The organism is Paenibacillus hemerocallicola, from assembly GCF_006265175.1.
Classification (GTDB): domain Bacteria; phylum Bacillota; class Bacilli; order Paenibacillales; family NBRC-103111; genus Paenibacillus_AB; species Paenibacillus_AB hemerocallicola.
Genome location: NZ_VDCQ01000001.1, coordinates 162,526 through 182,777, shown reverse-complemented (window position 1 = coordinate 182,777; position 20,252 = coordinate 162,526). Strand labels below are relative to the sequence as shown.

Genomic DNA, 20,252 nt, shown 5'->3' with positions numbered 1-20,252 from the left:
GGGGATAAGGATGAAAAAACAGCTATTTAATGCCATTAACGAAAATGCCGACACGTTGAAACGAATCGCTCTCTATATCGGCGAACATCCCGAACTGGGAAACGAGGAAGTATTGGCTTGCGCGGAGCTGACGGGCGAGCTGAAGCGGCAAGGCTTCCGGGTCGAGACGGATATTCTGGGACTGCCTACGGCTTTTATCGCCACATACGAGTCGGGCAAGCCCGGTCCGATCGTCGCCTTTTTGTGCGAATACGATGCGCTGCCGGGGCTCGGTCACGCTTGCGGCCATCACCTGATCTGCACGATGGGCTTGGGAGCGGCCATCGGCTTGAAATCGGTGCTCGACGGGATCGGAGGCGCCATACGCGTATACGGCACACCCGCGGAGGAAACGAAGGGAGCGAAAGTACCGATGTCGGAAGCGGGGCTGTTCGACGACGTCGATATCGCGCTTATGGCCCACCCGTTTCACCGGTTCGAGAAGTCGGGCTCTTCTCTCGCCATGGATGCTCTGCAGTTCGAATATTTCGGCAAATCCGCCCATGCGGCGGCGAATCCGCAGGACGGCGTCAATGCGCTGGACGCCGTGCTTATGCTGTTCAACTCGTTGAATGCGCTGCGGCAGCAGCTCGCCAGCCATGCCCGAATCCATGGCGTCATTACCGCCGGCGGCGAAGCTCCGAATATCATTCCGGAATATGCTTCCGCAAAGTTCTACGTCCGTTCCGCCAATCGTCCGTACACGGACGAGACGGTCCGAAAGGTCATCCGCTGTGCGGAAGGAGCGGCTCTGCAAACCGGCTGCACGCTTGCAACGAGCAACTACGAATACTCCTATGACGAGCTGAGTACGAACGGACCGCTATCCGAAGCTTTCACGGCTAATCTGGTCGGTCTAGGCGTTGCGGCAGAGCGGATATACGATGGACAGGATCACGGCTCTCTCGATCTTGGCAACGTTTCCCGACGGTGCCCTTCCATTCATCCGTTCGTTCAGGTCATCGATGAAACCCATATGCTTCATACGCCCGAATTTCGCGATTTCGCCATGACCGAACGCGCTTTGGACGGCATGATCCTATCCGCCAAGGCGCTGGCCGCCACCGCATATGATGTCATTTCCGACACAGTCCTCCTGCAAAACATAAAATCGGCATTCCGGGCAACGAAATAGTCTTCCTTGCGGCAATCGCACAGTCGGTCGTGCTCCGGCCGAACGGTAGTCATGAACATAAAAAACCTCCGTAGCCACGTATTCCACGTGGAATGGAGGTTCTTTCGCATTCGATCTATTCCAGCACATATGCAGCCAACAAAGCCGCTGTATTCGCGATCGCGTCCGTATGCGTCCGCTCCATGCCGTGCGAAGCATGGACCCCGGGGCCGATCAAGGCGGCACGTATATTGCTGCCTCCTCTAAGCGCCGCCGAAGCATCCGAACCATAGTTCGGGTAAATATCGACCGCATGCGGGATGTTGTTCTTTTGGGCAAGACGGATCAGCCTTGTGGTCATATCGTAATCGTAAGGGCCGGAAGAATCTTTGGCGCAAATGGATACGTCCGTTTCTTTGCAGCTCAAATCGTCTCCCATCGCGCCCATGTCGACCGCGATCAGTTCCCTGATGTCGGGCGGTAAATAGGCCGCCCCATGTCCTACCTCTTCGTATACCGAAATGACGATCTTCAACGTCCTCTCCGGCGCAACTCCCGAATCCCGCAATCCCCGAAGCAGCGCGAATACGGCCGCAACTCCCGCTTTATCGTCCAGGTGACGCGATTTGACGTATCCGTTCGCCAGCAATCGGGTACGCGGTTCCCAGGACACGAAATCGCCGACCGATATGCCGAGCGCCAACACTTCATCTTTGCTCGCAACGTTCTCGTCGATCCGTATTTCCATGTTCGCTTCCTCGCGCTTCAATTCCCGCGCATCGCCATATACGTGAACCGACGGCTTCACGGTCAATACCGTCCCTTCATATTCCCGACCGTCCCGGGTGTGAACCCGGCAATACTCGTTCTCGACCGAGCTCATCATATATCCGCCGACCGGCGTAAAGCGGATCGTTCCGTTCGGCTTAATCGAGCGGACCATCGCCCCGAGCGTATCCACATGCGCGGAAATGCCCATCGCTTCCTCCCGTTTGCCGGATACCGTGATGATAACGCAGCCTTTCGGCGTACGATCCGGGACGAAGCCGAGCTTCGCGGCCTCCTCCTCGACAAGCGATACGATTCGTCCGCAATAACCGGACGGACTCGGCGTCTCGAGCAGCCGGGTCAAAATATGAAGCATATAGTCCCGATTCACGATCATGGTATCCCAACCTTTCCTGATATTCATTGTCATTTTTTTGATGTAGAATCCCGGCAGGTCAACCGGCACAAGACGGTCGTATGATATCGGATGCGTATGGCAAACTACAATAGGCGAGGAGGTGATCACCATGGCAGGACGCAACAATCGCCCCAAAAACAACGGTCCGGCGGGACACCCGTCGCAGATCGAACAGTACCGCGAAGAGTTCTCCATAGATTTGAGCGAAAAGACGGAGAACGAGCAACCGACGGACAAAAAGGACAAAACGCGCTTTACAATGTAAAGCCGTAACCTCGTCAACAAAAGCGGAGAGTGCCTTCTTGCAAAGGCACTCTCCGGCTATATCCTTCTCAACTGCGAACCGGCAGCCATTCCAGGACGCGCCGTATGTACTCGTCCCAGAAATCCCAGCTGTGTCCTCCCGGTCCATCCTCGTATTCCAGCTCAAACGAGAGCGAACGCGCATGGTCCAAAAACTTGCGGTTAGCCGAGTACAAATAATCCTCCGTACCGCAAGCCTGATACAGCTTCGGCTTCGGCCCGTCCGAGGCGGCAACCTTCTCGGCAAGTTTAAATAAGTCGTCATCCTCGGGAACTAGGGCCCCCTCGCCGAATATGAAGCCAAAGTCCTTCACCCATCGTTCCTTGGTTCCGCTAATATCGAGCGCACCCGACAAGCTTGCCGCCGCCGCGAACAGATCCGGCCGCCGAAGCGCAAGCTTGAAAGCTCCGTAACCTCCCATGGAGAGCCCGGCCGCAAACGTATCCTCTCTCTTGTCGGAGAGCGGGAAGTAAGCTCTTGCTTTGGCCGGCAGCTCTTCGCTAATAAACTTCCAATACGGATATCCACCCGCCATGTCGGAATAAAAACTCCGGTTTACAGCCGGCATGACGACGGCGATTTCTTTGGTCCGAACGTATCGCTCGATTGAAGTCCAACGCATCCAAGCCGTATGATCGTCGGAAAGTCCGTGCAGCAAAAAAAGCGTCGGATATTTGCGGTCGGCGGGCTGGCCCGGCTTCGGATCCGGCAGCAGCACGTTCATCGACGCTCCGATCGCCAAAGTTTCGGAAGAAAAATTGCACTGCATGAATGCCATAAAATATCAACCTTTCCATTCTATATATCATCCGTATCTCGATCAACCTATTTCAATTCGAACCCGATTGTCAGATCCGCGATCGTACGCTGCTCCAATTCGAACAGCACCCGTTTTTGCCAATCCCCGGCAAACTTCGTAAAATAGCATTGCATTTCTTTCCCGAATATTCCTTCGGAGGTCGAGTCCAGCAACGCCTGCGATAGCGGTTCGGACAGCTGGAGCGCGCGGTATACGTCGGCAAACGTGATTTGAGCCGCCGGTTTGGCCAACAAATAGCCTCCGTCCCGGCCTTCCTTGGCGACTACAAGATTATATTTGGACAACTGGGCCATAATGCGCCGCAGCAGCGTAGCTTGTGACTCCATTTTAACCGCGATTTCGCAGCTTGGACACACACCGTTATGAATCGCGAGAATGGCCAGAGATTGCAGGGCATACCCGAACCATTTCGCGTTTGGCGCTTCTTTTTTGTTCGCTTCCATCACGGTCACCCCCCATTTCTATATTGCCTGTTTTCCATTGCGTTTGCAATGATCATCGGTGCTTTTAGCGCAGAAAAAAAGAGGAGGGCTAATAGCCCTCCCTCCGTTCCATAAACCGAGCTATTGAGCGCGGCTCATTTGCACTCCCATGTCAAGCTTCGATCGAATTCCAGAACGCCACCTCTTCCAAAGGCAACCGGGTCGTCGGATGTCCTTCCTTGGCGGCTTTGCCGAGAGCGATCAGCATAACCGGTGCCCAGCGCTGCGGTACGTCGAACGCTTCCTTGAATTTGTCGGCATCGTAGCCGCCCATCGGCACGGTGTCGTACCCTTTCGCCTTGGCCGCCAGCATGAGCTGCATCGATACGAGCCCGCCGTCGACGAGCGCGATGCTCTTCAATCTGTCCTCGCCGAGCGAGCCGTAGGTTTGTACCGTCCGCTTGACGAAATCGGCTTTTACCGATTCCTGCATGTACCCCGCTTCGACGGCACTGCCGTATATCGTCTCGGCCTTTTCGTAAGCAAGCGGATCGGCGAATACGGCGATAACCGCCGATGCCTCGACGACCTGCTGCTGATTATAGGCGATCGGCAGCAGCTTCCGTTTCAGCTCCGCATTTTGCAGCACCAGGAAGCGCCAAGGCTGCAAGTTGGAAGATGACGGAGCCATAATGGCCGTTTTCAAAATGTCCTGCAGCTCTTCCTTCGATATGGTCCACTCCGAATCGTATACCCTCACGGAGCGGCGTCCTGCGGCTACCGAAATAAAATCCGCGTTTGTTGCCGTCTGCGCGCCTTGCTTAACTTCAATCGTCATCGTATGATTCCTCCCAAAATAGTTCTATATAACTATGCATTAATTAGCACAGTATATCTCGCGATAAGATTGACTGACACTCTCTGCCAGTGCTAATTCGGCTTCACGCCTTTTACTGTTCAAACATAAACACAGTATATGACGGAACTGTTCCAATGTCAATCACAGTTTTCGCGAACAATAATTGCTCCTACTATCGGGTACCCAAGCGATTTTTGTCTTTATGTCGTCCCCTAACGGATTTTTGATTGTCGTACCTGTATTTAGCCTGTACAATATGAGAGGAATTATTAATTCGATAAAGCGAGGTTTCGATACATGATCATCGATTGCCACAATCACCCGGATTGGTACGGCTATAACGTCACCCGCTATCTGGACAACATGAAGCAGTACAATATCGACAAAACATGGCTGCTTAGCTGGGAATGCCCGGATGACGAATACAATCCCGCTTACAAAAAAAGTATTCCCGACGCCGGCTTGCCGGACGGTCCGATCTCGTTCCGCCGCTGCGTGAGCTATGCCGAGCAGTACCCGGACAAGTTCATCCTCGGGTACGCCCCCGATCCGCGCAGGCCTGACGCGATCGACAAGCTGGACCATGCCATCAAGCTGTACGGTGTCCGCGTATACGGCGAGATCAAGCTGAGAATGATGTACGACAACCCGGACGCCATCCGCTTGTTCCGTTTTTGCGGGGAGAAGGGGTTGCCGGTTACCGTCCATATCGATTACGAGTTTGCAACCGGATCCAAATATCCGCGTCCCAACTGGTGGTACGGCGGAGGCATCGAATCGTTCGAGCGCGCGGTCGAAGCTTGTCCAGAGACGATCTTCCTAGGTCATGCCCCCGGCTTCTGGGCGCACATCTCCGGCGACGATCAATACGATAAAGCGTCCTACCCGACAGGCAAAGTCGTTCCGGGCGGCAAAGTGGCGGAAATGCTGAACCGTTATCCGAACTTGTATTGCGATATATCCGCAGGCTCGGGCGCAAACGCCTTTAAGCGAGATCCGGAGTATGCCAAATCGTTCCTGCTCGAGTTTCAGGACCGCATCCTTTACGGACGCGATTATTTCGACAATGTCCATCAGGAAGTGCTGAATTCGCTCGATCTTCCGGAAGACGTTCTGGCCAAAATATACTCGGGCAACGCCTTGAAGCTCGTTCCCCTATCCTGATACAATACAGCTATAGCCGGGAGCTCTCCGTCGGGGCCGATGACGGTCGCGGAGGTCCCGGCGATCAGGTTAAAGGAGAACCACGACCCGATGCCCAACATCTGGACTCATTTTCTGTTCGGCCGCGAGCTGGCCGACAAAGTAGGACTACAAGAAGCGTCAGCTACTCCGGAACTTCTGCGCACGTATCAATTCGGCTGCCAGGGGCCGGACTTTTTGTTTTACCACCGCTTTCTTCCGTGGCAGTCCGGCGGCATGCCCGGGATGGGCAGCGCTATGCATTCGGCCAAATGCGGACCTTTCCTTCTTGGCCTGTTGGATCATGTGAAGGGCAAGCCGCTTCGTTCGACGGAAACGATCTATGTGCTCGGCTTTTTGACCCATCATATATTGGACCGCAATGCGCATCCGTACGTCTTTTATTTGTCGGGCTTCAAGAAATGGTATCATCAGCGGTTCGAAATCATACTCGATACTTTGGTGGCGCGGAAAATTGCCGGCGTTGAAACCTGGAAGACGCCCGTATGGAAGGAATTGTACGCCGGGGAACGTCTGCCCGGCAATATGGCGACCGTATTCGACCGACTGGCCCGCCTTCATTATCCGGAAATTGCCGAACGCTTCGGCGCAAGCGACTGGGATGACGCGTATCGCGATATGATCCGGGCCCAGAAGCTGTTTCACGATCCAACAGGGGTGAAACGGAGTATTACCTTCGGCAAAATCGAGCCTTTCGTCTTCAAGAGGCAGGTTCCTCCGCTCGACTTTCTGAACGAATCGCGCGCGGAATGGCGCCATCCTTCCATCCTGGAGGAACGCCATACCGAAAGCTTCTGGGACTTGTGGAACCAAGCCATCGATGACGGTATCCGTGTTATGGACGCGGCACTCCGATATATATCCGAAGATTATGCCTCCCGTCCCCCCCGGGGCGACGTTGCCTATGATTCTAGACAGGCTCTGGAGGAGAGTCTTGGCGATATTTCTTACGAGACAGGCAAGCCATGCGCTGACGGCCACAAGATTTTACACGCCAATCCGATGATATAAAAATTGACCGAAGCTATCAGGAGCTGCCTCTTGATAGCTTTTTTTTGTATAAAGGGCAACCCAGATGGACATAATCAGTCTAATCAAAACCTACGCTCCTTGCGGAAGGAGAGCTCTATTGATGTCGCATGCGAAAATTCACTCCTGGTCCGATCACCCGATTATGAGCGATTCCATTCCATTTCACCGAAACGGATTGCTGCAGCTGACCATTATCGCATTCCTACTATTCTGGGGAATGATGGCGATCTCGCCGACCGATCGGTCGATGTGGCTGGTCGAGAATATTTTGGTCGCCTTGCTTGCAATCGCGCTCGTATGGTCATATCGGGAGTTCCGTTTCTCCAATTTGTCCTACATGCTGATTGCACTGTTTCTTTGCTTTCATACATATGCAGCTCATTATACGTATCAGGGCACCCCGATCGATATATGGCTGAAAGCGGCATTCCATACGAAGCGCAGCTACTATGACCGTGTCGTCCATTTTGCGTTCGGCTTGTTCATGGCGTATCCTTTTCGCGAGCTGTTGACCCGGCTTGCCTTGCTGCGCGGCTTCTGGTCTTACGCGATACCGACGGCGGTCGTTTTGAGCTTAAGCGCTTTTTTCGAAATCATCGAGATGGCGGCCGCCGGCTTGGCCGGGCAAGGGCAAAACAATGAGCAATTTATCGGCATGCAGGGGGACTTGTTCGATACGCAAAAAGACATGCTGCTAGGTTTCGCGGGAGGCTTGCTTAGCATGGGGCTGCTCGCGTGGATCATCTGGCGCAGCTATCGCAATAAAGGTTTCATTTAGGTTCCGAACGGCTGCAAAGCGAAAAACCGCCACCCATCGTGTCGAAGGGCAGCGGTTTTTTAGTATTGAAAAACGATTACGCTTGCGCAGCTTCCGCTTCCAAAGCCCCTTTTTGCAAATTGACCTTGGCCAGCAGCACGATTCCGACAATGAAAAAAACGACCAATGCCAAAATGCCGAGCCGGCTCGATCCTGTAGCCAAACCGACGACGGAGAAAACGAAAGGCCCGACAATGGCCGAAAATTTGCTCGATACGCTCAAAAAACCGAAAAACTCGGCCGGACGATCGGATGGAACGAGACGGCTGTATATCGACCGCGCGATCGACTGACTGCCTCCCTGTACCATGCCTACGATGAAGGCGAGCGCGTAAAATTGCCACGTTTCCGTCATGAAGTAACCGAATATGACAATAAGCACATAGATGCCGAGCGAAATATACAGTGACAGCTTCGAACCGAGCCGTTCGGCGATTTTGCCGAACAGCAGAGTAAATGGAATGCCTACAAACTGGGTGATGACGAGAGCCGCGATCAAATGGGACGTACCTAGACCGATCTCCTTGCCGTAAATCGTCGCCATCGTAATGATCGTGCTGATTCCGTCGTTGAAAAACCAGTACGCGATTAAATATTTGAGCAGCTCCGGGTATTGCTTGATCCGCTTGAACGTGCTCCATATGCGGGAAAAACCGATTGCGGTATATTCTCCGAGCTTGTGCCGCGGTCCGGTCTTCTTGTCCTTCACCCTGCGGAACAGAGGCAGCGAGAACATATACCACCATACCGCGACGGAAGCGAATGATATGTAGGTACCGGTCAAACTGTCGGGAAGCCCAAACCAACTATAATTCTGTATCAACATCAGGTTCACTACGAGCAGGACGCCTCCGCCGATATACCCGAAGGCAAACCCTTTGGATGAAATAAAGTCCCGTTTATCCGGTTCGACCAAATCGTTCAGCAGGGCATCGTAGAAAGCGTTTCCCCCGGAAAAGCCGATCGTGCCCAAAATGAATAAGAAGGAGGCCAGCAAGTAGTCGCCATTGCCGACGAAGACGAAACAAAGCGAAGCCAAAATGCCCAAATACGAGAATAGCCTTAAAAATAACACCTTAAAGCCCGAATAATCCGCAATCGCCCCCAAAATCGGGGTCAGCACAGCTACGATCAGCATCGCGATCGACTGCGTCATTCCCCAATACGACGTGGCCATCTGTTCGTTCGGCAGCGTCGAGGCCGCAACGTCGCTGTAGAAAATCGGCAGCACCGCGGCCATCATCGTCGTGGCGAATGCGGAGTTGGCCCAATCGTACATAACCCATGCCCGAACCGTTTGACGATCCATGGGAGCCCTCCCTTTCCGAATGTCGGCCGTCTCGAAGGCGACGGCGATCCATCCCTCATTGTACCATCGCGCGCGGGTAATCGCCTACGATTTTTTTAATGATAAATTAAGTACAAGGGCTGGGCACGAACACATTCCGCTCCTTGCCTAAGGTCATATACTATCCCATACCTTACACAGAGGAGATGAATTTATATAATGTCGTACTGTCCAAAACCGATCTGCCCTGCAAGCAATGTGGTCGACCCGCCCAAAGTCATTTACCGGGACTTTTACCACCCGCAAATCGTAAATGTCATCCACCCTGTTGAAATCGTCAACCGGCATCATTGCGTACCGGTACCTCGGCACGTGTACTGTTACTCCCAAAGAGACGAATTTCAGACGCCTACGCCGTATGTTCCTTACCGTCGCGGACGCTGATCCGGTAACGGCGAAGCTATTGACGTGCTTCGAAGATGAACGACCGCGATTTAACGATTGTCTTTCTTGATAGAGAAAGTCTCATTTCGCATTGTGCTTTAACGAAGTTAAACTTATCGTTAAAAAAAGATGCCCCGGTGTGCGCACCCCGGAGCATCTTTTTTCTCATTGGCCTTCCTCCTTCCCGTTCTCCTCTTCCCGAAGCTCCCTTCTCGACACTTTGCCGACCATCGTTTTCGGCAGCGATTCCTTGAATTCATATATTCTCGGAACTTTATAGGACGCAAGCTTGGATCGGCAATGTATGTCCAATTCGGACTCCGTCACGCTCGCGCCGGACTTGCGCACGATGAATGCTTTTACCGTCTCCCCTCTGTACGTGTCCGGAACGCCGATGACTGCCGCTTCCTGAACATCGGAATGCTCGAACAGCACCTCCTCCACTTCCCGCGGGAAAATGTTGTAGCCTCCGGCAATAATCATATCTTTTTTCCTGTCCACGATATGAAAGTAGCCATCGTCGTCCATATAGGCCATATCCCCCGTATAAAGCCAGCCGTCGACGATAGCCTTCCGCGTTTCCTCCGGCTTGTTCCAATAGCCTTTCATGACTTGAGGTCCCCGAATGAGCAGTTCCCCGATCTGGTTGCATCCCATCTCCTCTCCGTTATCCGGGTCCACGACCTTGCAGTCTGTATCCGGCCATGGCAATCCGATACTGCCCGTCTTGCGTTCTCCCCATATCGGATTCGCATGCGTGACCGGAGAGCATTCGGATAAACCGTATCCTTCGACGAGCCGCCCCCCGGTCAGCTTCTCGAATTGCTGCTGGACTTCGAGCGGCAGCGGAGCGGAGCCGCTTATGCAGCAGCGGATCGAAGAGACGCGATATTTGACGGCCGACAGCGGATGATGGTTGATGGCGATATACATCGTCGGAGCTCCCGGGAAAATCGTCGGCTTGTCGCGGTGTATCGTCATAAGCAGCATGTCGATGTCGAACCTCGGGACAAGCACGATATTCGCCCCGATGGACAACCCCAAATTCATGCAGACGGTCATCCCGTATACATGAAAAAGCGGAACGGCGGCAAGCACCGTCTCCTGCCCCGATTCGACCTTATACAGCCACGAGCGGCACTGGCGGACGTTGGCCATCAAATTCGCATGCGTCAGCATGACGCCTTTCGGCGTCCCCGTCGTTCCGCCCGTATATTGCAGAACGGCAACGTCCGATTCCGGGCCGGTCTCCGGTGTGAACGGTGTCGGCGTTGCCGAGCGCAGCAGTCGATGAAACACGAATAGCTGCTCGGCTTCCGCATCATATTTCGGCAATGGCTGTCCTTTCCGTTTCTGTACAAGCGGATAAAGCGCTTTCTTAAAGGCGGGCAGCTCGTCGCCAATGCTTGTCACGATAATGCGTTTTAAGCCGGCCTTATCCCGAATGTTACGAATTCTGGGCAGGAGCAGATCCAGGCAAACGATCGTCTCCGCTCCCGAGTCCGTCAAGTGCCGCAGCAGTTCCCGCTCGACATGAAGCGGGTTCAGCTGAACGACGATACAACTCGCTAACAGCGCACCGTAATAACTGACGATATACTGCGGCATATTGGGCAGGAGCAGCGCGACCCGCTCTCCCTTGCCTACACCCAATCGTTTCAGAGCATCTGCGAAACGGTACGAACGGTCAAGCAGCTCCCGGTATTTCGTCGTTTTTCCGAAAAAGGTAACAGCGGTCCGTTCGGGGAATTTCTCCGCCGCTTCCTTTAATAAGACCGTTAGCGGAACGGAAGGATATTCGAGCGTAGGCGGCACTTCTAAGGGGTAATGGTTATGCCAAGGTCGCCGATCCATGAATCATCCACCTTCCTTTGCGCAGCTTACCAACATGCGCGGTTAGTTAATGATATGGGGCGATGCCTGTTCAACATGACGGGAACTATCGCGAGAGGTCAACTTCCAGAGAAAGACAAAATCCGACTCGATTCGTGTGAATTTTATCGAAAGAAGTCGAAATAACGATAACAAAACTGTGTCTTTTCGGCTATAATGGGGTTGTGCCGACCTTATGTCCACACTAGGTCCGTTGCCGTCAACTATGTTTGCAGCGGCTATACAACCGGGGTGTTCTCATGCAGATGAAATCGCGTTTTTTCTATATCGTGTTCGCTTGCGTCGTACTTATGCTTTGCCTTAATAACATCTTTTTTTACTTTACGACCAAGGAAACGCTCGTTAGCAATGTCGAGAATCAGTCGCTGCTCGCGGCTCACAATTTGCGCAATGCGGTCGATCGTTACAACACGAGCGTCCTGCATGTCGAAGATATGATCGGCCAACAATTGAGAATCGCCGCCGTCGCGGCCAAAGACCGACTTGATCCGAGAGCGGCGAACGTAACCGACGAGCAGCTCGCACAGCTGAGCAAAGAGCTTGGAGTATCCCATATTACGCTGCTCCAGCCTAGCGGCGACGATATCGTCGGAGTCCGATCGTCCGATCCGAGAGAAATCGGCATGAGCACGAAAAAATGGGGGTATTGGTTTAGCGCTTTCCAACAGCTGCTGAGCAATCGCGAGGTCACGATCCCGGAAGGGCAGAAGCTGCTCCACTATTGGTCGGGACCGATCGGACATGCCGATACGGATCCGACGAAAATCGATAAATGGGGCTATTACTTCGATGGCACGACCGATTATATCCTTAACCCTTATGTGGAAGACGTGCAGATTAAACAGTATAGCCAGCTTGCCGGTCCCGACATCATTCTGAACAAAATGATCGCGGACAATCCGAGCATACTGGAAATGACCGGTTACAATTACAATACGTTCGGCCAGCCGCTCAAAGTATCCAAATCGCAAAGCGGCCATTATTTCGTTTCGCTGACGAACCGGCCTATCCTTTTCGGAACTTACGGTTATTCGGAAAGAGCCCGCGATACGGAAAGCGTTCAGTTGGCCTATGAGACGAATAAGCCGATTACGTACAAAACTGTCGTGGACGGCCACGAAGTGATGAAGAGCTTCATTCCCGTTCCCGCCCAATCTCTAGATCGGGAATCGGACGTCCCTTACGTTATCGGCGTAGTATTCGATTACAACACGATCCACCAAGCGCTGAACGAACAAATCCGTTCGATCATACACCGTATCGCGATTATGACCGGTCTCAGTCTTGTACTCTTAATAATCGTATTCCGGATGATCAAGCAGAATAAGGACGAAGCGGTTCGGGTAACGCAAGAGGCTTACATCGACGAAGTGAACGACATGTTCACGACGATCCGTGGGCAACGACACGATTTTCTGAACCATGTCCAGACGATTCATACGTTCCTCCAATTAAAAAAATACGAAGACCTGCACCGGTACACGGGGGAGCTGATCGGCGAAATCCGACAGACGAACGATATTATTCAAATCGGACATCCGGCCGTCGCCGCCATTGTCCAGTCCAAATTCGTCATCGCGATGAACAAGAGAATCGATTTCCGTCATCAATTTTTGTTAACCGGTAATTTTAATCTGGGCGTTACTTCCGTAGACATCGTCATTATTATCGGCAACCTCGTCGACAACGCCTTCGACGAAGTCATGAATTTGCCCGTTCACGAACGCTGGGTAGAGCTGCTCGGCTCCTATAACGCCGGCTGCCTGATCATTTCCGTGCGCAATCCGGGCCGAACGCTGGATGAAGACGAGAAATCGAAAATATTTTCCCCCGGCTACAGCACGAAGGAAACAAACAATCATTCGGGTCTCGGACTCGCCGTAACGAAAAAAAGAGTCGGCTACTACAAAGGATCGATTACGGTGGACAGCGATCCGGAGCAAGGCACGGTCTTTACGGTCAGCATCCCGCTGCAACGGTTCGGCAAATCTTCCTGATATGCGTTTCTCAACGACAAAAGGACCCTAAAGGGTCCTTTTGCACGCTCGCCGCGAAAAGCCAGCTAGCCCCCCGCTCTCACTCGTCACGCTTCAACGTCCGATCGATCCGTTCCAGCAGCTGTTTCACGGAAGCCGCATCCAACTGTCCTTGCTGCTTCCATTCGCCGACCATTCCGGCGATTTCCCCTGCTAATTTCTCGTTGTCAGAAGCAGCTCCTGCCAAGCTTTCCGACGGATCGAACCACACATAGGTCCCATTCGGACCGTTGCGCAAAAAGGGTCGCGTCCAATGTTCCGGGTAAGCATAGCTTTGTTCCCCGAACATGACGGCAAGCACGTCGTCGCTTTCGAGCGGCAGAAGCTGATGAAATGCTTCTTCCGTCCCGTCCGCCACCGTCAGATGAATATAAGCGTAATGCAAAAAATGCTCTCCGGTCGAAGAGTCCTTGACGATCTCGTACAATTCCGTCTCATTCTCGTCTTTGGCCAATTCCTTCACCATTTGCAGCCGTTCCTGCAGCATATCCTGCGGGACTTGCCGCATCGTCGTCCACGATTCGTTCATAGCGCGCGTTCCTCCTCCTTGGCCCGGTTAATCCGCCTTCCCGCCGCTCCTTCGCGTTCGAAAACCAAAGTGCGGCGGGGCAGCTTCCAGCCGTAATAAACCGACAGCATCCGTAAAGCTACAATGACGGCGAACAAGGCTGCCGTCCCGACTCTCCCGTTCATCCATCCCATTCCGATCACGATACCCGACAGCATCGCCCATAATGCATATATTTCGTCGCGAAATACAAGCGGTTTTCTGCCCGCCAATACATCGCGAATGACTCCCCCGCCGATACCCGTCGCGACTGAAGCGAATATGACGACCCCGACAGGCATCTCCATGCGAACGGCATATAGGGCGCCTTGAATGGAAAAGGCGGCGAGACCGATAGCGTCGAAGAACGAAGAAATAGGCTGCCATTTGCGGATCCACATCGCCGGAAACATATAAATCAAGACGATCGTAATCAGAGCCGTATTCAGAAACAACCCTTGCGACCATAACGTTGTGATCGGATGTCCGATGAACAGGTTCCGTATCACTCCGCCCCCGAACGCTGCTGCCATGCCGAGGACGGCTACTCCGAATAAATCATAATGCTCTTCCATCGCTATAATCGCTCCGCTGGCCGCAAAGGCAACAATGCCGAGCAAGCTCAATAACTCCCAAGTCAACTTCACTCTCTCCCCATCTGCTAACCTTGCGACAAATACGACTGAATACGGGAAGTAAGCAGGCCGATTGCGATATCGTTGCGACCGCCTTCCGGGATAATCAGATCGGCATATCTTTTGGAAGGCTCGACGAACGCGTCATGCATAGGCTTTACCGTATTCAAATATTGGGCGAATACCGACTCGACCGTTCTTCCCCGCTCTTGAATGTCTCTCGACAGCCTCCGCAGCACACGGACGTCCGCATCGGTATCGACGAACACTTTAATATCGAGCTCTTGTCGGATCAGCGGATCGGCAAAAAGCAAAATTCCTTCCACAATGACTACCCGCTTGGACTGTACGCGAATGGTCCGTTCTACACGGCTGTGCGTAGAAAAATCGTACACGGGCATGTCGATGGGCTGCCTGCTGCGCAGCAGCCGCAAATGGTCCAGCAGCAGGTCGCCATCGACCGAATCCGGGTGATCGTAATTGATTCGTTCCCGATCCTCCATGGTCAGATGACGATTATCCGCGTAATACGAGTCCTGCGACAAAAAAGCGACGCGCTCCTCCCCCAAAGCCGCAACGAGCCGTTCGGCGACGGTTGTTTTGCCCGAACCGGTTCCGCCGGCGATTCCGATCATCAACATGATGCTTCCTCCGATTCGACAAAAGTCGCATTTTCGCAATATTGTAACCTATAGGATCGGCTTTAAGAAACCCATGATCGACTCGTCGGCATTCATCCCCAATAATCTTTTTCCAGCTCGCGCAGCTTCTCGATCGATCGTTCGGCCCATTTTGCCAGTCCGGGACGGCGATCGACCTCGTCGGACTGATCCGCCACCGCCATATGGCTCATAGAAGCAATCATTTCTTCCCACGCGCGGCGAAGCGATTCCTCGTAAGAAGGGACAGCCCCTGCATAAGCTTCGACGGACGAAGCGGGCACCCATACTTTCTCGCGATTGGATGCGGCCCGCCGTTCGTGGAACATCGGAACGTCCGCCTCGTAAGGATGATGCAAATCTCCTTGCAGCGGATGCCGGACTACGGCTGCAATTTCAACCAGGATACGGGACTGGGACTTTTCGATCGCTTTCGCGATATAAGCACCGGATCGATGCTCGACGGTCACGTAAGATTCATTCGGGTTCATCGTTATTCGTCCTTTCGTCTGCATATAAAGGTTCGAGAAAGCGGTCGACGTTCTCGACGGATTCGAACGCGTACAGTTTGCGCACAACCGTCCCTTGTTCGATGTGAACCAAGCACGGAACGCTTTCCACCTTCCATTGTCTGACCAATTGAGGCAAAAAATTCACATTGGCACGATCCACGGAAAGCTGCGGGCGCATGACCTGCACAATTTCCAACATACGCGCCGACACTTTGCAAGTACCGCACAAAGGCGTATATAAAAAAACGGCGAACGCGCCGCCGTCGTCAGACCGCTTCTTCAGTTCCGCTTCCGTCCGCTCGGGCATCGTTCATTCCTCCAAGTTGTAGGGTTCCAGCTGCCGTAGCGTGCGCACCGTATGCTCGAGCAGATCGGGAATATCGTCGACTTGCCCTTCTCCGATTTTCCGGTCGAAATGTACGCCGATTTCATTGCTGCAGCGCGAGCCGTCATCACCGAACCGGTAAGACAACGTCTGAACGATCGCGGCATTCGGATCCCATATTTGTTCCAAAATGTCCTGAATGTTTTTGCAGGCCGTTACCGGATTGTGCAGCATGAGAGAAAACAAGATTTCCAGCTTGCAGCCGGGAAGCGCATTCCGCCACTCCAGCTTCTCGCCGGCCAAATCGACGAGCCCGGCCGATAAGCGGATTTCCGCCGAGCATCGGCCATCCTTCATCCGGTACCGCACGGCGTAGCTTCTCGACATGGCAGCAAGATCGATACAGTCGGAACGGTGAATGACGACGATTTGTCCGTCCAAATCGAGATCGTACACCGCACCTTCGAATACGACTTTCAAATTTTCGTAAATCGTCGGGTCGAACATGCGCTCCCTCCTGTTTCGCGAATTCCGGTCCGGAGAACTGTCCTCTCCCGCGGAATCAGGTTTTTGCCTGTCTTCTGAACGGACGTCCCGGCCGTCTCGCCATGACCGCTTCCTTCTGTATCGAAGCATTCTCCTGTACAATTTCCAGTCCGACGAACGTATACCTCATACGCATGATCTTCATGGATGCTTCTTCCCTTGTCATCGGATGTCCGTACGCTTTCCCTTTATAGCTAATATAATACGACATGTTGGCGACTCAACCCTTTTTTCCGACGTATAGGGGTTCTTGGTAAAGGTATGCGGCAATCGGAGCATTAAAAAGCGGGAGAACCTGAATGCCGTCCCCCCGCTGCGTATTAAGCGTACATCGTCTCGCGAAGTCTCTTCACGTCTTCGTTGCTTAAATATTCCTCGTACGTCATCTGGCGGTCGATCAAACCGTTCGGGGTAATCTCGATGATCCGATTGGCGATCGTCTGGATAAACTGCCAGTCATGCGACACGAACAGCATCGTAACGTCCGTATCGATCAAACCGTTATTGAGCGCCGTGATCGACTCGAGATCGAGATGGTTCGTCGGTTCGTCGAGCATGAGTACGTTGGCGCCGCTCAGCATCATTTTGGACAGCATGCAGCGCACCTTCTCGCCGCCGGACAGGACGGACGCCTTCTTCAGCGATTCCTCCCCGGAGAACAGCATACGGCCGAGGAAGCCGCGGATGAACGTTTCGTCCTGATCCTTGGAATATTGACGGAGCCAATCTACAAGGCTCAGATCTACACCTTCAAAGTAGGATGCATTGTCTTTCGGGAAATAAGCCTGCGTTGTCGTGACGCCCCAGACGAATTCGCCCTTGTCGGGCTCTGTTTCCCCGGCAAGAACTTGGAATAAGGTCGATTTGGCCGAACCGTTCGGACCTACGAGCGCTATTTTGTCTCCCTTGTTGACGACAAAACTAATATTGTTCAGCAGCGTCTCGCCATCGATCGTCTTGCTAAGCCGATCTACGGAAACGATATTTTTGCCGGCTTCCCGCTCCGGTTTAAAATTGATATACGGATATTTCCGGTTTGACGGCTTGATGTCTTCGAGCGTCAGCTTCTCCAATGTCTTTTTGCGCGATGTCGCCTGCTTCGATTTAGAAGCGTTGGCACTGAATCGGGCGATAAACGTTTCCAGCTCTTTTCGTTTCTCTTCTACTTTTTTGTTCGCGTCGCGCATCAGCTTCATGGCCAACTGGCTCGACTCGTACCAGAAGTCGTAATTGCCTACGTACAGTTGGATTTTACCGAAGTCGATATCCGCGATATGCGTGCAAACTTCGTTTAGGAAGTGGCGGTCATGGGATACGACGATGACGGTGCCCTCGAAGCGTCCCAGAAAGTTGACGAGCCAATTGATCGATTCGATGTCCAAATGGTTCGTAGGCTCATCGAGCAGCAAATTTTGCGGATTGCCGAACAGCGCCTGTGCAAGAAGTACGCGAACCTTCTCGTTCCCGCTCAGCTCTTTCATTTGCTTGTCGTGCAGGTCGGTACCGATACCGAGGCCGATCAAAAGCGACGCCGCATCCGATTCCGCCTCCCAACCGTTCAGATCCTGGAAGTCGCCTTCCAGTTCGGCGGCCCGCATGCCGTCCTCTTCGGAAAAATCGGGTTTTGCATACAGAGCGTCTTTCTCTTCCATAATAGTGAAGAGCTTCCGATGACCCATGATGACCGTCTTCAGTACTTGGAGCTCGTCGAATTCGAAATGGTTCTGCTTGAGCACGGCGAGCCGTTCGCCCGGAGTGACGAAAACTTCCCCGCTGTTCGGTTCGATTTCACCGGACAAAATTTTTAGAAACGTCGATTTGCCCGCACCGTTCGCGCCTATGAGACCGTAGCAATTTCCTGGTGTGAACTTTATGTTAACGTCTTCAAATAAGGCGCGTTTTCCGTAACGCAGCGTTACATTACTTGTACTGATCATGAAGCAACATTCCCCTCATTGGTTCTGGCCGTCAAATCATTAGTATAGCATAGATGGGCGCTATATCAAAGCATTTGCCCGTCTTCGTTCGATATTGGTTTGAGATTGGTTTTTTATGAGCTTTGGTGTAATATTATGCAAAGGACGAGGCAACGCTTTCATAATATCCTTTAAGGGGGCCCCATTGTGAGCGATTCTAACAAACAGTTGATTACCGGCAAAAGCATGATATTGCGTTTGGAAATCGATACGAAGCAGATCCGTTTCAGCGATATCGTATCGGCCATAGCGGACGAGGGCGGCGATCTCGTCGCGATCGACGTCATCCAGACGAAGCAGGAATTGTCGATCCGGGATTTGACCATCAATGTGGCGGACACGCTTTACACGGCCAAAATCGTAGAAAAAGTGAAGCAGCTCAGCGGAGTCAGCCTTGTCAACGTATCCGATCGGACGTTTTTGCTTCATTTGGGGGGCAAAATCGAGACGAAGCTCAAAGTTCCGATCCAGAACCGGGATGATTTATCCCGCGTGTATACCCCGGATGTAGCGCGGGTGTGCATGGCTATCCACGAGGAACAGAGGAAGGCGTATTCGCTGACGATCAAGCGAAATACCGTAGCCGTCATTTCCGACGGCAGCGCGGTGCTCGGCCTCGGCAACATCGGGCCATATGCCGCCATGCCGGTCATGGAAGGGAAAGCGATGCTGTTCAAGCAGTTGGCCGATGTCGACGCGTTTCCGATATGTCTCGATACGCAGGATACGGAAGAAATTATTCGAACGATCAAATCGATCGCCCCGGCGTTCGGCGGCATCAATCTGGAAGATATATCGTCCCCGCGCTGCTTCGAAATCGAAGAACGGCTGAAGCAGGAGCTGGATATCCCGGTATTCCACGACGATCAGCACGGTACCGCGGTCGTGCTGTATGCAGGACTCATCAGCGCGCTCAAGCTCGTCGGAAAATCGATCGATTCGATCAAAGTGGTCGTATGCGGCATCGGGGCGGCCGGGATCGCCTGCAGCAAAATATTGCTCGCGGCCGGCGTCAAGGAATTGATCGGCGTCGACCGGGAAGGCGCGATCGTCTCGGATCGCACTTACGATAATCCAATGTGGAACTGGTACGCGGAGAATAGCAACCCGAACAAGGTTGCGGGCTCGCTCCGGGAAGTTATAGCCGGTGCCGATGTGTTCATCGGGGTGTCCGCAGCCGGACTGTTGAAGCGACAGGACGTCATGAGCATGGCCGAGAACCCGATCGTTTTCGCCATGGCCAACCCGAACCCCGAAATCAGCCCGGAGGAAATCGAGGACATCGCCGCCGTCGTGGCAACCGGACGTTCGGACTACCCGAACCAGATCAATAACGTGTTATGCTTCCCCGGCATGTTCCGCGGCGCGCTCGATTGCCGGGCCGAAACGATTAACGAAGAGATGAAGCTCGCCGCAGCCGAAGCGATCGCATCGGTTATTTCCGACGACGAGCGGAACAAGCTCTACATTATTCCGAGCGTCTTTAATCAGAAAATATCGAAGCTGATTCGCGACAAAGTCGTGGAAGCGGCGATCCGGACCGGCGTCGCCCGCAGAATTCCGCGGGAGTACCGGTAATAGCGGCAGCATAACGA

22 protein-coding genes are annotated in these 20,252 nt (G+C 53.2%); 8 read left to right on the top strand and 14 right to left on the bottom strand.

Going from position 1 to position 20,252, the window contains the following annotated elements; genetic code table 11:
* The first annotated feature begins 10 nt into the window (after positions 1 to 10).
* Entirely contained in the window at positions 11 to 1,174 is a 1,164-nt protein-coding gene (locus FE784_RS01025; protein ID WP_139600251.1) for a M20 family metallopeptidase, read from the top strand.
* 115 nt (positions 1,175 to 1,289) lie between these two features.
* On the opposite strand, the gene FE784_RS01020 is transcribed toward FE784_RS01025, so the two are convergent.
* Positions 1,290 to 2,318 (bottom strand): M42 family metallopeptidase, encoded by a 1,029-nt coding sequence (locus FE784_RS01020; RefSeq protein WP_139600250.1) that lies wholly within the window; start codon positions 2,316 to 2,318, stop codon positions 1,290 to 1,292.
* Positions 2,319 to 2,448: 130 nt separating this feature from the next.
* On the opposite strand from FE784_RS01020, the gene FE784_RS40620 reads away from it, so the two are divergent.
* Entirely contained in the window at positions 2,449 to 2,604 is a 156-nt protein-coding gene (locus tag FE784_RS40620) for a hypothetical protein (protein ID WP_176705870.1), read from the top strand.
* Positions 2,605 to 2,671: 67 nt separating this feature from the next.
* Here FE784_RS40620 and FE784_RS01015 read toward each other — a convergent pair whose 3' ends face one another.
* The 3 genes from FE784_RS01015 to FE784_RS01005 form a co-directional block, all read right to left on the bottom strand.
* The gene (locus FE784_RS01015) at positions 2,672 to 3,421 is read right to left on the bottom strand and encodes an alpha/beta hydrolase (RefSeq protein WP_139600249.1); all 750 of its coding nucleotides are present in this window, start codon (positions 3,419 to 3,421) and stop codon (positions 2,672 to 2,674) included.
* A gap of 47 nt (positions 3,422 to 3,468) precedes the next feature.
* A complete protein-coding gene (locus FE784_RS01010; RefSeq protein ID WP_139600248.1) occupies positions 3,469 to 3,906 on the bottom strand; it encodes an RrF2 family transcriptional regulator in 438 nt (145 codons plus the stop codon).
* Positions 3,907 to 4,057: 151 nt separating this feature from the next.
* On the bottom strand, positions 4,058 to 4,723 hold the full coding sequence (locus tag FE784_RS01005) for a nitroreductase family protein (protein ID WP_139600247.1): 666 nt from the start codon (positions 4,721 to 4,723) through the stop codon (positions 4,058 to 4,060).
* Between the two features lie 318 nt (positions 4,724 to 5,041).
* Between FE784_RS01005 and FE784_RS01000 the strand changes: the two genes are divergently transcribed.
* From FE784_RS01000 to FE784_RS00990, 3 genes are all read left to right on the top strand, one after another.
* Positions 5,042 to 5,908: an amidohydrolase family protein gene (locus tag FE784_RS01000; protein ID WP_139600246.1), complete on the top strand. Its 867-nt coding sequence runs from the start codon at positions 5,042 to 5,044 to the stop codon at positions 5,906 to 5,908.
* Positions 5,909 to 5,998: 90 nt separating this feature from the next.
* The gene (locus FE784_RS00995; RefSeq protein ID WP_139600245.1) at positions 5,999 to 6,958 is read left to right on the top strand and encodes a zinc dependent phospholipase C family protein; all 960 of its coding nucleotides are present in this window, start codon (positions 5,999 to 6,001) and stop codon (positions 6,956 to 6,958) included.
* A 121-nt stretch (positions 6,959 to 7,079) separates the two neighbouring features.
* Positions 7,080 to 7,757, top strand: a complete 678-nt coding sequence (locus FE784_RS00990) for a DUF2238 domain-containing protein (RefSeq protein WP_246131838.1) — start codon at positions 7,080 to 7,082, stop codon at positions 7,755 to 7,757.
* Between the two features lie 76 nt (positions 7,758 to 7,833).
* On the opposite strand, the gene FE784_RS00985 is transcribed toward FE784_RS00990, so the two are convergent.
* On the bottom strand, positions 7,834 to 9,105 hold the full coding sequence (locus FE784_RS00985; protein WP_139600244.1) for an MFS transporter: 1,272 nt from the start codon (positions 9,103 to 9,105) through the stop codon (positions 7,834 to 7,836).
* A 198-nt stretch (positions 9,106 to 9,303) separates the two neighbouring features.
* Between FE784_RS00985 and FE784_RS00980 the strand changes: the two genes are divergently transcribed.
* Positions 9,304 to 9,528, top strand: coding sequence for a hypothetical protein (locus FE784_RS00980; RefSeq protein ID WP_139600243.1), 225 nt, complete (start codon positions 9,304 to 9,306; stop codon positions 9,526 to 9,528).
* Positions 9,529 to 9,693: 165 nt separating this feature from the next.
* On the opposite strand, the gene FE784_RS00975 is transcribed toward FE784_RS00980, so the two are convergent.
* The gene (locus tag FE784_RS00975) at positions 9,694 to 11,382 is read right to left on the bottom strand and encodes a long-chain-fatty-acid--CoA ligase (RefSeq protein ID WP_139600242.1); all 1,689 of its coding nucleotides are present in this window, start codon (positions 11,380 to 11,382) and stop codon (positions 9,694 to 9,696) included.
* 278 nt (positions 11,383 to 11,660) lie between these two features.
* Here FE784_RS00975 and FE784_RS00970 point away from each other — a divergent pair, with 278 nt between their 5' ends.
* Complete coding sequence (locus FE784_RS00970; RefSeq protein WP_139600241.1) at positions 11,661 to 13,418, top strand: sensor histidine kinase; 1,758 nt, start codon at positions 11,661 to 11,663, stop codon at positions 13,416 to 13,418.
* A gap of 79 nt (positions 13,419 to 13,497) precedes the next feature.
* Here FE784_RS00970 and FE784_RS00965 read toward each other — a convergent pair whose 3' ends face one another.
* The 8 genes from FE784_RS00965 to FE784_RS00935 form a co-directional block, all read right to left on the bottom strand.
* Positions 13,498 to 13,986 (bottom strand): glycoside hydrolase family 18 protein, encoded by a 489-nt coding sequence (locus FE784_RS00965; RefSeq protein ID WP_139600240.1) that lies wholly within the window; start codon positions 13,984 to 13,986, stop codon positions 13,498 to 13,500.
* Positions 13,983 to 14,645 carry a trimeric intracellular cation channel family protein gene (locus FE784_RS00960; RefSeq protein ID WP_425465516.1) on the bottom strand — a complete coding sequence of 221 codons (663 nt, stop codon included), beginning with the start codon at positions 14,643 to 14,645 and terminating at the stop codon, positions 13,983 to 13,985. Before FE784_RS00960 ends, FE784_RS00965 begins: the two co-directional genes overlap by 4 nt.
* Before the next feature lie 20 nt (positions 14,646 to 14,665).
* A complete protein-coding gene (gene udk, locus FE784_RS00955; RefSeq protein WP_139600238.1) occupies positions 14,666 to 15,280 on the bottom strand; it encodes a uridine kinase in 615 nt (204 codons plus the stop codon).
* A 92-nt stretch (positions 15,281 to 15,372) separates the two neighbouring features.
* Positions 15,373 to 15,789, bottom strand: coding sequence for a sporulation phosphorelay system protein KapB (kapB, locus tag FE784_RS00950; protein ID WP_139600237.1), 417 nt, complete (start codon positions 15,787 to 15,789; stop codon positions 15,373 to 15,375).
* Positions 15,776 to 16,117 carry a thioredoxin family protein gene (locus tag FE784_RS00945; protein WP_139600236.1) on the bottom strand — a complete coding sequence of 114 codons (342 nt, stop codon included), beginning with the start codon at positions 16,115 to 16,117 and terminating at the stop codon, positions 15,776 to 15,778. Before FE784_RS00945 ends, kapB begins: the two co-directional genes overlap by 14 nt.
* A gap of 3 nt (positions 16,118 to 16,120) precedes the next feature.
* Complete coding sequence (locus FE784_RS00940) at positions 16,121 to 16,642, bottom strand: hypothetical protein (protein ID WP_139600235.1); 522 nt, start codon at positions 16,640 to 16,642, stop codon at positions 16,121 to 16,123.
* Between the two features lie 55 nt (positions 16,643 to 16,697).
* Complete coding sequence (locus FE784_RS42320) at positions 16,698 to 16,826, bottom strand: hypothetical protein (RefSeq protein ID WP_281286997.1); 129 nt, start codon at positions 16,824 to 16,826, stop codon at positions 16,698 to 16,700.
* Positions 16,827 to 17,001: 175 nt separating this feature from the next.
* Positions 17,002 to 18,618 carry an ABC-F family ATP-binding cassette domain-containing protein gene (locus tag FE784_RS00935; protein ID WP_139600234.1) on the bottom strand — a complete coding sequence of 539 codons (1,617 nt, stop codon included), beginning with the start codon at positions 18,616 to 18,618 and terminating at the stop codon, positions 17,002 to 17,004.
* Positions 18,619 to 18,843: 225 nt separating this feature from the next.
* Here FE784_RS00935 and FE784_RS00930 point away from each other — a divergent pair, with 225 nt between their 5' ends.
* Positions 18,844 to 20,235, top strand: a complete 1,392-nt coding sequence (locus FE784_RS00930) for an NAD-dependent malic enzyme (RefSeq protein WP_139600370.1) — start codon at positions 18,844 to 18,846, stop codon at positions 20,233 to 20,235.
* Positions 20,236 to 20,252: the final 17 nt, after the last annotated feature.

Bases quoted from the DNA above. Each gene is read 5' to 3' on its own strand.
- FE784_RS00975 (WP_139600242.1), bottom strand. From the start codon at position 11,382: ATGGATCGGCGACCTTGGCATAACCATTACCCCTTAGAAGTGCCGCCT.
- FE784_RS00940 (WP_139600235.1), bottom strand. From the start codon at position 16,642: ATGTTCGACCCGACGATTTACGAAAATTTGAAAGTCGTATTCGAAGGT.
- FE784_RS01000 (WP_139600246.1), top strand. From the start codon at position 5,042: ATGATCATCGATTGCCACAATCACCCGGATTGGTACGGCTATAACGTC.
- FE784_RS00935 (WP_139600234.1), bottom strand. From the start codon at position 18,618: ATGATCAGTACAAGTAATGTAACGCTGCGTTACGGAAAACGCGCCTTA.
- FE784_RS00965 (WP_139600240.1), bottom strand. From the start codon at position 13,986: ATGAACGAATCGTGGACGACGATGCGGCAAGTCCCGCAGGATATGCTG.
- FE784_RS00930 (WP_139600370.1), top strand. From the start codon at position 18,844: ATGATATTGCGTTTGGAAATCGATACGAAGCAGATCCGTTTCAGCGAT.
- FE784_RS40620 (WP_176705870.1), top strand. From the start codon at position 2,449: ATGGCAGGACGCAACAATCGCCCCAAAAACAACGGTCCGGCGGGACAC.
- FE784_RS00995 (WP_139600245.1), top strand. From the start codon at position 5,999: ATGCCCAACATCTGGACTCATTTTCTGTTCGGCCGCGAGCTGGCCGAC.
- FE784_RS01010 (WP_139600248.1), bottom strand. From the start codon at position 3,906: ATGGAAGCGAACAAAAAAGAAGCGCCAAACGCGAAATGGTTCGGGTAT.
- FE784_RS01025 (WP_139600251.1), top strand. From the start codon at position 11: ATGAAAAAACAGCTATTTAATGCCATTAACGAAAATGCCGACACGTTG.
- FE784_RS00990 (WP_246131838.1), top strand. From the start codon at position 7,080: ATGTCGCATGCGAAAATTCACTCCTGGTCCGATCACCCGATTATGAGC.
- FE784_RS01020 (WP_139600250.1), bottom strand. From the start codon at position 2,318: ATGATCGTGAATCGGGACTATATGCTTCATATTTTGACCCGGCTGCTC.
- FE784_RS01005 (WP_139600247.1), bottom strand. From the start codon at position 4,723: ATGACGATTGAAGTTAAGCAAGGCGCGCAGACGGCAACAAACGCGGAT.
- FE784_RS00970 (WP_139600241.1), top strand. From the start codon at position 11,661: ATGCAGATGAAATCGCGTTTTTTCTATATCGTGTTCGCTTGCGTCGTA.
- FE784_RS42320 (WP_281286997.1), bottom strand. From the start codon at position 16,826: ATGAAGATCATGCGTATGAGGTATACGTTCGTCGGACTGGAAATTGTA.
- udk (WP_139600238.1), bottom strand. From the start codon at position 15,280: ATGTTGATGATCGGAATCGCCGGCGGAACCGGTTCGGGCAAAACAACC.
- kapB (WP_139600237.1), bottom strand. From the start codon at position 15,789: ATGAACCCGAATGAATCTTACGTGACCGTCGAGCATCGATCCGGTGCT.
- FE784_RS01015 (WP_139600249.1), bottom strand. From the start codon at position 3,421: ATGGCATTCATGCAGTGCAATTTTTCTTCCGAAACTTTGGCGATCGGA.
- FE784_RS00945 (WP_139600236.1), bottom strand. From the start codon at position 16,117: ATGCCCGAGCGGACGGAAGCGGAACTGAAGAAGCGGTCTGACGACGGC.
- FE784_RS00980 (WP_139600243.1), top strand. From the start codon at position 9,304: ATGTCGTACTGTCCAAAACCGATCTGCCCTGCAAGCAATGTGGTCGAC.
- FE784_RS00985 (WP_139600244.1), bottom strand. From the start codon at position 9,105: ATGGATCGTCAAACGGTTCGGGCATGGGTTATGTACGATTGGGCCAAC.